This window comes from Actinopolymorpha sp. B9G3 (genome assembly GCF_040120725.1).
Lineage (GTDB): Bacteria > Actinomycetota > Actinomycetes > Propionibacteriales > Actinopolymorphaceae > Thermasporomyces.
Window position 1 is genome coordinate 1 of the sequence record NZ_JBEEAB010000036.1, and the last position, 13,415, is coordinate 13,415.

The window sequence follows — 13,415 nt, forward strand, 5'->3', positions numbered from 1 at the left end:
CGCCGGAATGGAGCCGGTTGAGATCTCTGGACAGGACTGGTTGGACAAGTGGCTGCCCAACCTCGAGAAAGACGGACTCCGGATCGGACTCAACTGGAGTGGAGCTCGCGCCACCGGATACGACCTGACCGTTGCAGACGTGCTGAGGAACCTCGATGCTCGCCGTGAGCCAAGATCCGCCAAGGATCGCCCAAACCCCTGGTAGTGGTGTCATGCCGACCACGGATCGGCGTGCCCGCTACGTGCCCGATCGTGCGGCACGCCAGGGCGATTGTCGGTTACCCACGGTCAACTGAGTGGCGGCCAGCTCGGGCTCGCCAGCAGGCGTGGCACCCGCGTGACGCGATCCAGCGGACGTGGCACATCTTCCAAGCTGGCCATCTTCGAGGCCTACGCGGAGGCCGGACTGGGAGAAGATTGGGAGACGATCACAAGCGTCAACACGACGGAACGGACGGCAACGAGAGGCAACGAGGGCCGCTGACCTGCGACTATGCCAAAGTGCCTGGTCAGCGGGAGACCGCACCAACCATGGCATGGAGGAGGTCTCCGGCCGTACAGATGGATCTCTGTTGACACTTCGCCCCATGTGGGAGGTCTACGGGAGAGAAGCCTTATACGCCTGGTTGCTGGGGGGCTGCGCCCGAGTCGCACGGGCAGGTGCCATCGAGATGCTTGTAGTCGTAGAACCGGGGATGACCGCAGTAACAGACACTCCGCGACATGTTGTCAGGGTCGGTGCTCTGCGTGTACTCGGCGCCACAGGCCGGGCATGGGGCCGGATTACCCGGCTCAATTAGCGGCGAAGGAGTCGGCAACACGCCTAGGGCCAGGGGTTCGGCCTCGATCAGGTCGGCGAAGCAATGGTCGATTGGTGCGGTGACAAGCTCAGCTATCCGGCCATCGTCAAAGACGATCGCGAAGCCACCGAGTGGAGTGTCGAAGCCGCAGCGCGGGCAAGGGTCTGCATAGCCCGGGTACCAGGCTCGCGTGGTTCGCGTCATCGTTGGCGAGGGGTTTGTCTCGTCCCATTCGAGCAGGTCACCAAGTCTGTACTCGCGAAGATCCAGGCGTCCGTGGTGGAACTGAATGTGCCGCGTTTCCCGCTGATGGCAGCGTGGGCAAACGATCCGCGCAACGAGGATGTTGAATATGCCCACGACGTGACCTTAAGTGACTCCTGCACCGAACGCGAGGGGCGACCCAGCCACGCTGAGGATGAGCGCACAACTTCCAAGCTTGCCATCCTCGTGCCGAGGTTTTGCTAACGCTTTTGTTAACAGAGGTGCTGGACGACCATGGACGCCGGGCGACACTACTGGCCGATCGAGTCCCTCCGGTCCGTGTGATCTGGACCTCGATGGACACGACCGGACGATCTTCAGCGGCCTACGAGACAGAAGGCCAGGATCATCCAGCGTCCCTCGGTGTCGTCTCGAACGCGGCAACGATGTGGTCCGTGATGGTGGCGGCCAGCCACATCCAGTCCTCATTCGACTCTGGCGGATGCTTCAACACATCCCGGTCGACCAGCGCTGCTCGAACGACGCTCTCGACCGCTACCCACTTCTTGTCTACCGCCACGAGGGGTCAGTCTGCACCAGCCATGGCATGGAGGGGTCGGGTCCCGCCTCGGCCGCATCCAGGAGCCCGCATAGCAGCGAAGTACAGCAACGCCCGCCCATGACCAGTCGGGCCCGTCCCGACCTGTGGCGGCATGAGGTCCGCCTGAGCGACCGCTATCAAGCCGGGCGCCGATAGTTCGCAGCCAGAGGGTCAGCCGGGCCATTAACGGCGCCATCTACCGAGGACAACAAGGGGTACTCCAGGCCGCTCCAGCCCCTCGCTCCACGCCTGAGAGCGACCTCTGGCCGCCGTAGATGTACGGTTCCCAAGCTGACAGTCCCCGCGGGCGAGGTGCACTCCCTTCTGCACTCGACGGCGCGGACGATGGTGTCGATGAGCACCTGACCGACTACCCGGCGGTTGTGCGCACTACGACATGGCAGACTCATGAGATGACGCTTAGTTCGGCCGGTTCCGGAGAACTGACGGATCCGAACGGTCACACCTGGACCGTTCGTCGGCGGCGCCTCGACTCGCGGACGGTCCGCAGCATGATCAAGCGTGCCGACTGTCGAGTCCTTCTCGGACGAGCTGGAGGAGGGGTGCTCCGGTGGATCGACGCCGACGAACGCCCGAACCTCGTAACCCGAATTCGCGAGTGCTATGCATTGCCCCGCAATACCTCAGGGTGCGCTATCGAGTACATCGGCCACGAGTTCGCAGATGCCGAGGATCGCAGAATGGTCTACACCGAGGAGGAGTGTTAGAGAGCCGGGCGGTACGGAAACGGTGGTCGCCGGGCATGGTCCGCTGTGGAAGTATGACGCCGTGCAACAGGCAGACGCGCCCCTCCTGGTCGATCCCTGGCAGGACCTACGCCACCCCGATCAGGACCTCGCATGCCAGATCAACGCTCTCACCCGCGAGCTGCTCCAGTCGACACAGCAGCAGCGGTCGAAGCGGCGATCGACCTCGATACGTGAGGCTCAGGCCAAGGGGATCTCAGACGATGCTTGGTAACACGATCGGACACCTGCGGTCCGAGAACGATGATCGTGTCACCCAGGCCGCCCTCCGTCTTGGGCTCCTCCTTGAGCGTCACCGATTCTGTAGAGCCGGCGGGCATGGGACGTTGGGCGACGTGGAACGGCTTTTTGGTGGTCATGCGCACCTTGAGCTGTCGGACTCAGATGCCGAGCATGTACTGCAAGGACTGCTGGCCCATGTCGAGGATCGTGACAGCCGAGCAAACCCGGCGGTCATCTGGGCGATCGGTAAGGCACACAACAACCTCGAAGCGATCGAGCGAGTCGCCGAGCTGGCCGAGCGCATCCTCGCCGACCTCGACCACGCCGACCTGCTCTACCAGGCGCTGGCCGTCGTGTCGGTGTGTGCCACCGACCGACACAAGCCCTTACTCATTCGAGCCGCGCGCGAGTGCACTGGAGAGTCCGCTGAGCTGGCACGAAACGTGCTCGCCATGCGCCATTGGAGCTGAACGCCTGCTCGGATGGGAGACTGCCGTCATACCGAGGCTTCAATTGAAACGGCGATGGTATCTAGCTCGTGTTGCGTTCGTGAGCGCTGGTCAGTGCGTCTGACACCCTCGTGATCTCACTCTCGGATCCGCTTAGGCGGGGCATCACGAGTTGGACAGATGTGTATGTGCCTCGGCTGCAGGTCTGCGCGTTGATGGCTTGGGGGCGTTCACGTGTGGGGATCAGGTTCACAATCCTGGAACTTCCGCTCGGCTGCCCTTGGATCTCCAGCAGCGAGGAGAACAAATCACAGGCGCGATCCGGGTCGATCTCCGTACCTGACGCGATCTGCTCGCGAGCCGCTTCCAGCTTCCGGGAAGTCTCCGAATCATCAAGCATCCCCGACGCCTTTACCTGCTCTATTATCGCGGCCAGCTGCCTTGCCCACGTTCCCGCCGGAACACTTACCACCTGGACGCCGATCCCGGTGGACGCTCGCCACTGGCATGCGGGCAGTCCACCGACTTTCATAACCATCGGTTCCGGCAACTCCTCTCCGGCGAGCGTGGACAGCTCCGCCGGTGTGAGAAGTTTGCACAAGGCGTTCGGAATAGGTGCCGCAGCCGACCCAGAGGACGGCTCCACTGGGCTCTCGGTGATCTGGCTCCCCGGCGTCGGCGCTGTACCGGACTCGTTTGACATACACCCAACCAGACCTAGCAGCGCCGCCGCGCTAGCAGCCGCTACCGCCGGCGTCACCCACATCCAGCCGACACGCTCCAAGCTTGGCATCTGGCTCTCATTTCGTTGTGTCGACTGCGCGGAGGCTAGCAGAGCCGCGACTGGACCGCATGATGTCCTGGACGGCTATGGGCAGCTCGCGACGTTCTTGCCCGAGTTGCTCCCTAGATGGCTGTTCTGAGCTGAGGGCGGCGTAGTCAGTGGGTGAGTTCGGCCACTGGACTGGCATCTGGGGTGATCGCCATAAGGAATCTCAATGCTGTTGTTGATCATGCAGCGGTTGCTGCGGTCTCGAACTCGGTGAGGGCTTCGTGTGGGCTGCGGTAGCCGAGCGTGGAGTGCAGCCGTTGCCGGTTGTAGAAGACTTCGATGTACTCGGCGACGGCGACCCGAGGTGGAGAGTGGCTTCGAGCGGACGCCCTTGCGGGCAGCGGCATCTGGCCAAAGCCGGAGTCCTTGGAGACGGTTCGACTCCTCCTCGTCGCCGGTGCCACGGTCCGTCCCCACGATGACCCGGCCGTCGTCTCGGCGGTTGCCTCTGAATCGCCCCCGGCCGTCGTGAGGCTTCTCCTCGAGCATGGCGCCGATCCGAGCGCCGTGAGATCCGACGGCGCCCCCGCGATCGTTGTCGCTGCGATGCGACGCAACGCCGGTCTGATCGAGGAGCTCCTGGCCGGCGGTGCCGAGGTGGATGCCGCCGACGCGAACGGGCGGACAGCTCTGATGCATGCCGTTGAGCGAGGAGGCACGGACGGGATCATCGCGTCGCCGCTTTGCCATGGTGCGGACAAAGACAGGAAGGCTGTCGACGGATCCTCCGCCCATACGCTCGCGCTCGCTTGGGGTCGTCAGAACGTCCGACACATGATGGGTGAGCAGTCCGTCGGTCCCGAAATACTCGATGCTCCCCGAACGGTGATCGACCAGCGCGCCGGCGTGGTCCAGCTGCTTGGCGACGACCGCGCCCTGGAGCAGTTGGCGATGCTCGTCGATCACGCCATCGATGACCTCGGCGCCGACGAATTCGAGACCCTGGTGGGCGCCTCGGCCGAGGACGCTCACCGTGTCACAGACCGCCTGCGCAATGATCGCCGCACAGGCTCATCAGGGGCGCCCTCTTGAACTTGGCCTACGGGCCCCCCATGGAAATGCCGGCGGGCATGACGCGAATCCACCTGGCAGACATCTTCGAGGACCTCAACGAGTTCTACAGATGACCCCACATAGGCACATCCGTGGATTCCAGGTGTCGCGCAGGCCTAGAACCCTGCAGACCACCTGACGAGAGACCAACACACGGATCTGGCAGCCGATGTGCGTGAGCTGGCTCAAGAGCTAGGGTGCGTGGAACGCCACGACTCCGGGTCCCAGCACCTCGTCGTGTTCGATGTCGCCCCCGTATTCGGTCCAGTGCCACCGCCCTCCCCGGATGGTGACCCGGAGGATGCGTCCCTCTGGCGACATGCCCTCTGCGGCGAGTGTGAGGACCTGCCTATCGTCCAGGCGGACAAGCATGTCAGAGCCTTCCGTGGCGGTCTCCGTCAACTGATGCCTGTTGTCGTAGGGACGACCGAACCAGCCAGAAGGAAGTCGAAGGCTGGCGACCTCGTGCTCCGCGAAGAACGTGCGGACAGCGGCCGCGATGGCCGTGGGGTTACCCGAGGAAGTCACCACCTCATCATCCCCGACGGCACAGGCACTGCCCCCTCGAAACGCACTCACATGCCGCGTTCTGCGTCGTCATGCCGATGGGCGGCCGGGCCGTCGGCGGCTTAGGATCCTGTCGTGACGAACGTCGAGCGCAGGCTTGTGGACAGCTTTTGGGACCTCCGTGACGACGCTCATGACCATCCCGGCCGCTGGCAGGGAGTCCCGGCCGAAGTCCTCTTTCAACGGCTCGCCGAGTACGTCGAGCATGCGGAGGAGCGCGGGGAGCCGATGGACTGGCGCGGTGTCGCGGATCGCATGATCGCTTGGCGAGCCAGCGAGGGGGATGGCTGACGCGAGTCGGCTCGACGCGACGGACCGCAGAAGTGAACTCGTTTATGAGTCGGAACCATCAAGCGAAGGGCGTCCGCTCATGCCGAGTCTGAAGCACGACCATGCGGATGTGCGGTCGGGCCAGGGATAGCCTCGTGCAATGACCACCCCCAGATCCGTGGCTCGAATCGTGGAGCGTCGGCGCGAAGCGGCGTTCGTCGACCTGCTTCGCTCGGCCGACGCCGAGTTCGAAGACGCTACCTTCGAGCCTGCCCTCGCTGACGCCCTCCGTGCCGAACCTCGGCTGATCGACCTGTGGGTCACGTGGAGCGCCGACCAGCGTTGGACCCCGACCGCATACGTCGAGGGTAAAGAAACCGGCTGGTACGACTCGGGAAACAGCCCGTCCGCGTTCATCCGGAGCAGGCTGATGCGGTGGCCGACTTGATCCACCGGATGACCGCATGGTTGGCGAGGCGCGAGGTGATCGCCGTCGACAACTGACCGCGCGAACGCACTCTCATGCCGCAATCCGGGCTTCGCACTGTCGCACGTCACCTGGCGCGCGAGTGTCGGGATCACCTGGCACTGGACGATGGCACAGGTCACTTTGTGATCCGCCAGCTGATGTGCGACAGCCTAGACAGGTGTCGGCGTCCGGCCATCTGGCCCTCAGACCGGTAGCGCTCGCCCGACGCAACCGACATGGCTCGTGCCCTTAAAGGCGGTGACATCCGTGCTCACATGGGTGACGATGCTCGGTGTGCTGAGCCCTGCCGACATCCGCGAACGCTTGCGCACTGCAGCGACAGCCGCCCTGAAGGGAAACGTCGCCGGCATGGAGCTCGCAGGGTCCTGGCTCGCCAGCGTCTCCGCTCGGGAGCTTCTTCGCATCGATGGGTTCGCTCGCCAGTATCGGTACGAAGGACCGACGCTGGGTAAGGCACAGCAGTGGACCAGGCAGGTCCTGTCGGGATCTTCATCGGCTGCGTCCCTGGCGAGCATGCATCCCGATGGCTTCGTCCGACAGCGCGCCGTGCGGGTCCTGGCCCGCACACGAACTCCCTTGAGCGAGCGGATGCTCGCTCTGCGAGCAGCAGATCACGTCGCACAGGTCCGTGAGCCGGCCATAGAGGCCGTCTTGAGTCGAACCGATCTTCAGACCGCTGCGCTGATCATGCCAGTACTTCAGCGGTTCGAAACGCGTGCTCGTGGAGTGGAAGCCCGGACCCTCTACCTTGGCGCGATCGAGAACCGGCACGGCGAGCCCCACGTCTGGGCGCAGCTGCGAGAGTCGACAGATCGCGATCTCCGCCGGGTCGCCTTCCGACACAGCCAGGAGCGCGGCCTATTGCGAACAAAGGATGCTGTCGGCCAGCTACCCGTGGAGCGAGACCAAGTTGTGCGCCGACTGCTCGCGAACCTGATCGCCGACAACGCTGAACCCGCTGTGATCCGTGCGGTTCTGCTCCACGCCCGTACGGCTGAGAGCCGAGTCCTCGGATTGGTCAGGCTTGACCCGTCTCAACTCGCCCCAAGTGACGTCGAACCTCTACTGGTTGACTCGTCCGTCCTGGTGCGGTCTTGGGCCCGACAGCGCTGGACGGAGATGGGCAACGACCCTATTGCGGCCTGTCGACAGGTCGCGGGTTCGGCGGCGAACCCCGCGCGTCGGGCACGTGCCTACCTCGCCCTGGCCGAGGCTGGTGCGCAGACCGACCGAGAGGAAGTACTAGACCTCGTACACAGCACGGAACTCGCCCTGCAGAAGGTGGGTTTGCGTCTGCTCGTGGCCAAGGCCACGAGCGAGGACGTACCGGATCTGTTTGGGCTCGTCGCCGCCGAGCACTCGCGAATTGCCCGCATGGCAATCGAAGTCCTCGCGCAGAATCTGGGGCTCTGGTCGATTGCCGACCTCGCGCACCTCAAGCGGGCGACCAACCCGCACCTTCGGCAGCGGGGATGGAGGCTCCACCGCAGCCGCCGAGGCTGGGAAGCCTTGATCGCAGACCTCGAGGTACTCCGGGACCCGGATCGGCATCTGGCAGCTCTGGGGCGCCAGCCCACCGCTCCGATGTATCTGCCACCGGATGAACGACAACAGCAGTACATTGCTGAGCTCCTCATCGACGCCCCACTTAGTCGTGATCAGAAGCTCGCAATCGCCCTCGCCGCTGGACTTCGAGACCTGGTGACCGAGTTGAGGCATTCGCCGCGGTACCCCGTCACCGAACCCACGACAGGACCGACCAAGAGAACAACCCCGTGGCGGCAACGGATCCGGAAATGGACCGGCCGACCATGAGCCGACCCAACATGACCAGCCGCTCGGCCGGGCAGATGGACGAGACCCAGGTGTCGCACATCAGGTGACGGACGACGCGTTAGGGTCCCACCCGACGTTGAGGCCACTCGGAAGCACTCGCTCGCCCACGCGGACAACCTAGCGACCAGCGGACGCAACGTCCGGATCTGCCGCAATGTGCGCGGCCGTACCGGTGAGCGGTGATCGCCATTCGATCTCTGGCAGGCTGCTCCCGTGCCTAGTGCCGACGAACTGTGGGGTCGAAGCCTCGTCTCAGTTTCCTTCGATCCTGTGGCCTGGACGCTCCACCTCGGCGTGGAGGTTGTCGAGAGCGAGGGTAGCGGGGTCACTACCAACTGGTGCTGGATGGCGTCACTGAGTGGCACGTTTCTCGCGACGTTCCGTTGCCGTGGAACTACGCCGAGTTGACTGAGGTGTGTGTCACCGACCTGGAGGACGAAGTGTTCGTCGAGATGGTCCTGTGGACTGACGACACATCGTTGATGGCTCGCTGCTCTCGCATGCGAGTCGACCGGCTGGCCTAGCGGCCACTGCGCAGCGCACTCTCTTGCCGCTGTCTGCGCAAGCGTGTGGACCTTCTTCTGACCGGTTCCCAAGTGGTCGGTGCTTCGAGGGGACAATGGAGGCCACCGATCGGAGGTAAACGTGCTGCTTCCTGGGATCCAGGGTCAGATCGAGCGTCGGCTATTGGTGAACTACCGGGTCGACCCTGAGGCGATAGCCCGCGTGCTTCCCCACCCGTTCCGGCCGCAGTTGGTCGGTGGCGCCGCGGTGGCCGGCATCTGCCTCATCCGCCTGGGCCAGATGCGCCCGAGACACACGCCGCGGTGGGTCGGGCTGCGCAGCGAGAACGCCGCGCACCGAGTGGCGGTCGAGTGGGACACGGCGAGCGGCCCGCAGGCAGGGGTGTACATCCCTAGGCGCGACAGCGACTCGTGGGTCAACGTCGTGCTCGGTGGCCGCATCTATCCCGGCGAGCACCACCGTGCGCGGTTCCTCGTGGACGAGACCGACGAGGACGTTCGGGTGGCATACGCGACCCTGGACGGATCCGCGCGCGTTGATGTCTCGGTGCACATCACCGACCAGCTCGGCGACAGTCGCCTGTTCGCCGGCTTGGAGGACGCCTCAGCCTTCTTCGAGACCGGCTCGGTCGGATACTCCGCCACACGCCGGCCGAACCGGTTCGATGGACTGGGACTGAAGACCTCCGCATGGAAGGTTGAGCCCACATCGGTAATTCATGCGCACTCGTCGTTCTTCGACGATGCCGGCATCTTCCCGGCCGGAACCGCCGAACTCGACAACGCCCTGATCATGCGAAGAGTGCCAGTGCTGTGGGAGGCACTCGCGAGCCTGCGTCTCCAAGCTGAACCCGCCGCATAGACGTCCGTATCTGCCGCCGAGAGTGAAGCGCGACCATGCCGATGAACGGACGTTCTGGTCGTCTCACCGAATGGCGCGCAAGACCTCCAACGCCTCCCGTCGCGCTGCGGCCCAGCGAGGTGACGAATTCAGGGACGAAATGTCCCACAACGGCGCATTCTCCGGCCCGCTCATCCCCTCCATGAGCGCATCGAGAGCCCGTAAGGGCGGAAGTACCTCCGCCCCCAGCCATCCAGCGTCGACGAACTGACGCGCGAGCAGCGCGCCGTCGCCCAGTTCCAGGGCGAGTTCATCGACAGCATGACCAACCCCGAGCGAGTCGATCCAGAACACCTGATCTGTGGCCGGCAGAGCCAAGACCGCAACTGCACGGATGAGGTTGGCGAGCGAGCGCGGAGTCGGACCGTCCATGCGGAGAACCTACCGAGCCAAGTGGCCGCTCATGCCGCCGAGCGTGACGAACGACCATGCCGATGAGCGGAAGTGTGCATCGGAGGCTGGCATGCTCGGCTCATGTCAGCAGATCGCGATCGCGTCCTACTCGAAGAGGTCGTCGTTGACGTTGTGGGAGATGCCGCGCATGCGGAGTGGCTGACGCCCGGGCGCAGTTGGTCTGCGCACGTACGGCTTCGGAGTGCAACCGGCCTCGTCAGTCACCTACTCACCTCGCCGGAATGGCAGGAAGCCCGGTTCGAAGAACCTCGGTGCAGCGTCTTCATCACCACTACCAGTGATGAGGACGACGTTCGGGACGCCTTGGACAAACTCGCCCGGGCAGCGGTCGTGTACCTGTCTTGTGGTGGTCATGTTGAGCAGCGGCGAGGACTGTTCGGCACGCGATCAACTCTTGTCCTCCACACCGACGAAGGCGAGTGGCGAATCGGACGGCGGGGCACGACGGTCCCTGGCTTGATGGGTTGATACGACCGACCATGACGCGACGGGTGCGGGCACACTACTCCCTGTCAGTCTCGGGCCCGCCGCCTCGGGCGAACTCGGCGCCGAGTGTGCGCGCCAGGAAACGATAGTCCTCGATGAGAGGGCCGGTGAGTCGCGGATCCGCCTCGAGCGCATCGCGGAGCCCTTTGGCCAGATCCTCGAGTCGAGCCTCAAAGTCGCCGGCGCCCTTCGAATTACGTCGCTCGAACGAACGCCATCGCCGCCAGCCAATCGCGAGCGTCTTCTCAACGGTCTCCGGCCCAATCACCGGCGAGCCATCACGCCACAGATCGAGCAGGACATCGCGTGCCGCGTTCTTCCGGGCCTCATCCACGACACGAGGATGGCACGCAGGCGCACGGACATGCCGTCGAGCGTGAAGCACGACCATGCCGATGAGAGGGCACGGCTCGACATATGGTTCGTGGGTGCTTCACGAACTGTGGGAGGACCCGGACGACGATGAGGGAGCGGGACCATCGTTGACGTTCTGCCTTGCCGGTCCAAGAGGAGATGCGGCCCGCGCACTACTCGGGAAGTCCGCTCGCCTGACCTGGACTGTGAATGCCGAAAGCCACTTCGAGGCCATGACCCTGTACTACGAGCACATGGGCTGGGGCACATACACGACGGACCACGAATGGGACCGTCGCACCTACGCCGAGCATGGCTGGGAGTAGCGCCCGCTCATGCCGCTGTCCGCGCGTTCGTTCGCGGCCATGAGCGGACGGGCAAGTGGCCTGGGCCATTAGGCTTCCGCCGTGCCCGATCAGTACCGACAGCATCCCGTGGTGACCTGTCACGCCACGATGGGGCGCTGGTCCCGATCCCTGCGGCTCAGGAATCCGACGCGACCGTATGGTTCGCGATACCGACTGAGCCGGACGCTCCGCAGATCTGGGAGGGCCTTCGTGTGCGTCGTAGCCCGAGCGGCGAGACAGCAGAGATCTGCGCGGTGCCCTTGTTCGCCTACGACCTCAACTTCGGCGACGAAGTGGCAGTCATCGCATCCGGTGAGGGTGCGCTGGTCGCTACAGCCATCGTGGTCGACGGGGGCAACAACACGTTTCGGATCTGGCAGGAGGATGCGGACGAGGCTGCGCTGAGGCAGGTTGCGATCGAGTTCGCTGAGATGGGTTGCCTGATCGAGGGCTACAGCGGTCACTTGCTCGGTCTCTCCTGCGATCGGGCGTTGGCCCAAGCAGTCGCGGACGAACTTCATGCCGGCGAGCGGGCCGGGCGATTCACGTATGAGACTGGACGACGGCGAACACACTGATCTGCCGCTCTTCGCTCGCGGGGCACGGCTACACACGCGAGAGGACGATCGTCCAGAAGTCCGGGAGCCCAATGGCCACGCGCTCGTGGCTTCGATCGATCATGCTCAGCCGGGTGATCGATTGGTCAGCGCGATGGAAGCAGTACGGGTCACCCGTTCCGTCGTCGCCGAATGCGATCCAGTCGTCGAGGTAGCCGTCGATGGGGCTCAGCCAACTCTCAGCATCAGCCATCTGATCAAGCGGCCAGATCACCCACCACTGTCCGTGGACGCTGTAATACCCGTTGGCCGCCTTGTAGAGCCGAACCAGTTCATCAGGCAGAAGCGTCCCCAGAGCGTTTTCGACCTTGACGAGATCGTCCGTCGTTGCAGATGGATTTCGACGAAGGCGTTCCTCGCTCGGCCGGGAGTCGGTCACGAGGTCGACTCTCGCCGATGTTCACTTGGAACGCACTCATCTGCCGCGACCCGGGCCGTCATGCCGATGAGCGGATGCTCCGCGTCGGTACGTCGACTACGGTCGGACCGTGACCGAACTCCCGGCCCAAAATGTGCCCTCGGCAGCTTCCAGCCCGTGGTGGAAGTTGCGCGCCGTGTGGATCTACGGGGCGATCACGGCCGGGGAACTCCGCGACCATGATGCGAAGGATGACGTCCGGTACGCCGTACTGCTTGAGGCTGTCGACAGGTTGGTGATCCCCGGCGGGCGCGTGGTTGCAACCGACCCGTACGTCATGGAAGCCGAGCCGGAACCGTTTGAACAACTGCTCGGGGCGGACTCCGCGGACGTGATTGTGGCACGGGCGGTTGTCGGCGAGGGCCACGAGCGCGTCGCTGCCCTGATCCTCCGCGTCGGCTCAGAACCGATTGCGGATTGGGTCATGGCTACTGTCGCTGGCCAGGACGTCACAACCCTCGATGGGGAGGGATTCTTCGGGTACGGCGTCGACGCGGGCACCGGATCTTTCGGCAGCCCGGAGGCAATGAGGGTGGCCGGACGCGTACTTCATACGGACGCCGGAATGCTCGACGACCCGATGTCCAGGGCACTGTTCAGCGACGGCATTGGGACTCGAAGCGCAGTCGTGGTCGCACCCGAGGCCGGAGCGACTCCTGTCGCCGTCTGCTCCTCCGGGTGGGGCGACGGGTTCTATCCAACCTGGCTCGGGCTCAACAGCTCGGGCACGGCGATCGTTGCGGTCACAGACTTCCTGCTGACCGGCGACCCCCATGCGGCGCCGCCGCCGGAGCGCACCGGCGAGGCTCCAGCGAAGACGCGTCCGAAGTCTCTGCTCCGCCGTTGGTTCGGCGGGTGACCTGCGCGCGATCACCGCCCTGTCGTAGCCGCATGCAGGGCGACTACGATCGCCCGACGCTGCCGCGACCGGTCGAACCGCATCGCAGGGGAGAATGGTTCCGTGAGTGATCCCGCTGCAACGTACCTCGCGACTTTGGGCAGAACCGTCCACGCCAGTGGACGGTTTCTGGCAAAGCGTCTGCAGGTCGCGCGCAAGGAACTCGCGGCAACCGCTGAAGGGCTGGAGGTTGGCCGTAGTACCCGCGGCATGTTGGCCCTGCCGTGCTTTCGCTATGCTCGCCGGGCTCGCGGGGGTCATGTGACCGGGCCAATTGCGAGGCGATATCGATGAGCCGAACGACCCCACCACCGCCGCGAGACATCACCGACGTCTTTCCCGAACTCGGGTCGCTTGCCCAACGC

18 protein-coding genes and 1 pseudogene are annotated in these 13,415 nt (G+C 64.5%); 10 read left to right on the plus strand and 9 right to left on the minus strand.

Annotated features, from left to right (window positions below; translation table 11 throughout):
* On the plus strand, positions 1-205 hold a 205-nt coding region (locus ABNF93_RS32790; RefSeq protein ID WP_349332154.1), incomplete at its 5' end, for a DUF2750 domain-containing protein.
* 658 nt (positions 206-863) lie between these two features.
* A complete protein-coding gene (locus ABNF93_RS32795) occupies positions 864-1,268 on the plus strand; it encodes a hypothetical protein (RefSeq protein ID WP_349332155.1) in 405 nt (134 codons plus the stop codon).
* A 142-nt stretch (positions 1,269-1,410) separates the two neighbouring features.
* On the opposite strand, the gene ABNF93_RS32800 is transcribed toward ABNF93_RS32795, so the two are convergent.
* Positions 1,411-1,584 carry a hypothetical protein gene (locus ABNF93_RS32800; protein ID WP_349332156.1) on the minus strand — a complete coding sequence of 58 codons (174 nt, stop codon included), beginning with the start codon at positions 1,582-1,584 and terminating at the stop codon, positions 1,411-1,413.
* A gap of 991 nt (positions 1,585-2,575) precedes the next feature.
* Between ABNF93_RS32800 and ABNF93_RS32805 the strand changes: the two genes are divergently transcribed.
* Complete coding sequence (locus ABNF93_RS32805) at positions 2,576-3,064, plus strand: hypothetical protein (protein WP_349332157.1); 489 nt, start codon at positions 2,576-2,578, stop codon at positions 3,062-3,064.
* A 61-nt stretch (positions 3,065-3,125) separates the two neighbouring features.
* Here ABNF93_RS32805 and ABNF93_RS35145 read toward each other — a convergent pair whose 3' ends face one another.
* Both ABNF93_RS35145 and ABNF93_RS32810 read right to left on the minus strand, forming a co-directional pair.
* Positions 3,126-3,836, minus strand: a complete 711-nt coding sequence (locus ABNF93_RS35145) for a DUF3558 family protein (RefSeq protein ID WP_502877671.1) — start codon at positions 3,834-3,836, stop codon at positions 3,126-3,128.
* Positions 3,837-4,054: 218 nt separating this feature from the next.
* A pseudogene (locus ABNF93_RS32810) lies at positions 4,055-4,177 on the minus strand (IS3-like element ISAar4 family transposase); the annotation flags it as partial.
* On the opposite strand from ABNF93_RS32810, the gene ABNF93_RS32815 reads away from it, so the two are divergent.
* Positions 4,155-4,907 carry an ankyrin repeat domain-containing protein gene (locus tag ABNF93_RS32815; RefSeq protein ID WP_349332158.1) on the plus strand — a complete coding sequence of 251 codons (753 nt, stop codon included), beginning with the start codon at positions 4,155-4,157 and terminating at the stop codon, positions 4,905-4,907. The pseudogene ABNF93_RS32810 and the gene ABNF93_RS32815 overlap by 23 nt on opposite strands.
* Positions 4,908-5,120: 213 nt before the next feature.
* On the opposite strand, the gene ABNF93_RS32820 is transcribed toward ABNF93_RS32815, so the two are convergent.
* Entirely contained in the window at positions 5,121-5,456 is a 336-nt protein-coding gene (locus ABNF93_RS32820) for a hypothetical protein (RefSeq protein WP_349332159.1), read from the minus strand.
* Positions 5,457-5,570: 114 nt separating this feature from the next.
* Between ABNF93_RS32820 and ABNF93_RS32825 the strand changes: the two genes are divergently transcribed.
* On the plus strand, positions 5,571-5,786 hold the full coding sequence (locus tag ABNF93_RS32825; RefSeq protein ID WP_349332160.1) for a hypothetical protein: 216 nt from the start codon (positions 5,571-5,573) through the stop codon (positions 5,784-5,786).
* A 139-nt stretch (positions 5,787-5,925) separates the two neighbouring features.
* Positions 5,926-6,213 (plus strand): hypothetical protein, encoded by a 288-nt coding sequence (locus ABNF93_RS32830; RefSeq protein WP_349332161.1) that lies wholly within the window; start codon positions 5,926-5,928, stop codon positions 6,211-6,213.
* Positions 6,214-6,744: 531 nt separating this feature from the next.
* Here ABNF93_RS32830 and ABNF93_RS32835 read toward each other — a convergent pair.
* Both ABNF93_RS32835 and ABNF93_RS32840 read right to left on the minus strand, forming a co-directional pair.
* The gene (locus tag ABNF93_RS32835; protein ID WP_349332162.1) at positions 6,745-7,098 is read right to left on the minus strand and encodes a hypothetical protein; all 354 of its coding nucleotides are present in this window, start codon (positions 7,096-7,098) and stop codon (positions 6,745-6,747) included.
* A 399-nt stretch (positions 7,099-7,497) separates the two neighbouring features.
* Positions 7,498-7,974, minus strand: a complete 477-nt coding sequence (locus ABNF93_RS32840; RefSeq protein ID WP_349332163.1) for a hypothetical protein — start codon at positions 7,972-7,974, stop codon at positions 7,498-7,500.
* Between the two features lie 762 nt (positions 7,975-8,736).
* On the opposite strand from ABNF93_RS32840, the gene ABNF93_RS32845 reads away from it, so the two are divergent.
* Entirely contained in the window at positions 8,737-9,477 is a 741-nt protein-coding gene (locus ABNF93_RS32845) for a DUF2071 domain-containing protein (protein ID WP_349332164.1), read from the plus strand.
* A gap of 63 nt (positions 9,478-9,540) precedes the next feature.
* Here the strand turns inward: ABNF93_RS32845 and ABNF93_RS32850 are convergent, their stop codons facing one another.
* Both ABNF93_RS32850 and ABNF93_RS32855 read right to left on the minus strand, forming a co-directional pair.
* Positions 9,541-9,888, minus strand: a complete 348-nt coding sequence (locus tag ABNF93_RS32850) for a hypothetical protein (RefSeq protein ID WP_349332165.1) — start codon at positions 9,886-9,888, stop codon at positions 9,541-9,543.
* A 544-nt stretch (positions 9,889-10,432) separates the two neighbouring features.
* Positions 10,433-10,750 (minus strand): hypothetical protein, encoded by a 318-nt coding sequence (locus ABNF93_RS32855; RefSeq protein ID WP_349332166.1) that lies wholly within the window; start codon positions 10,748-10,750, stop codon positions 10,433-10,435.
* 94 nt (positions 10,751-10,844) lie between these two features.
* On the opposite strand from ABNF93_RS32855, the gene ABNF93_RS32860 reads away from it, so the two are divergent.
* Positions 10,845-11,096 carry a hypothetical protein gene (locus ABNF93_RS32860; protein ID WP_349332167.1) on the plus strand — a complete coding sequence of 84 codons (252 nt, stop codon included), beginning with the start codon at positions 10,845-10,847 and terminating at the stop codon, positions 11,094-11,096.
* Complete coding sequence (locus ABNF93_RS32865; protein WP_349332168.1) at positions 11,057-11,695, plus strand: DUF4265 domain-containing protein; 639 nt, start codon at positions 11,057-11,059, stop codon at positions 11,693-11,695. Before ABNF93_RS32860 ends, ABNF93_RS32865 begins: the two co-directional genes overlap by 40 nt.
* 28 nt (positions 11,696-11,723) lie before the next feature.
* Here the strand turns inward: ABNF93_RS32865 and ABNF93_RS32870 are convergent, their stop codons facing one another.
* Positions 11,724-12,113 carry an SMI1/KNR4 family protein gene (locus tag ABNF93_RS32870; protein ID WP_349332169.1) on the minus strand — a complete coding sequence of 130 codons (390 nt, stop codon included), beginning with the start codon at positions 12,111-12,113 and terminating at the stop codon, positions 11,724-11,726.
* 109 nt (positions 12,114-12,222) lie between these two features.
* On the opposite strand from ABNF93_RS32870, the gene ABNF93_RS32875 reads away from it, so the two are divergent.
* Entirely contained in the window at positions 12,223-13,011 is a 789-nt protein-coding gene (locus tag ABNF93_RS32875; protein ID WP_349332170.1) for a DUF4241 domain-containing protein, read from the plus strand.
* Positions 13,012-13,415 lie beyond the last annotated feature (404 nt).

Bases quoted from the DNA above. Each gene is read 5' to 3' on its own strand.
- ABNF93_RS32850 (WP_349332165.1), bottom strand. From the start codon at position 9,888: ATGGACGGTCCGACTCCGCGCTCGCTCGCCAACCTCATCCGTGCAGTT.
- ABNF93_RS35145 (WP_502877671.1), bottom strand. From the start codon at position 3,836: ATGCCAAGCTTGGAGCGTGTCGGCTGGATGTGGGTGACGCCGGCGGTA.
- ABNF93_RS32815 (WP_349332158.1), top strand. From the start codon at position 4,155: ATGTACTCGGCGACGGCGACCCGAGGTGGAGAGTGGCTTCGAGCGGAC.
- ABNF93_RS32865 (WP_349332168.1), top strand. From the start codon at position 11,057: ATGGGACCGTCGCACCTACGCCGAGCATGGCTGGGAGTAGCGCCCGCT.
- ABNF93_RS32840 (WP_349332163.1), bottom strand. From the start codon at position 7,974: ATGCCTCAACTCGGTCACCAGGTCTCGAAGTCCAGCGGCGAGGGCGAT.
- ABNF93_RS32795 (WP_349332155.1), top strand. From the start codon at position 864: ATGGTCGATTGGTGCGGTGACAAGCTCAGCTATCCGGCCATCGTCAAA.
- ABNF93_RS32830 (WP_349332161.1), top strand. From the start codon at position 5,926: ATGACCACCCCCAGATCCGTGGCTCGAATCGTGGAGCGTCGGCGCGAA.
- ABNF93_RS32805 (WP_349332157.1), top strand. From the start codon at position 2,576: ATGCTTGGTAACACGATCGGACACCTGCGGTCCGAGAACGATGATCGT.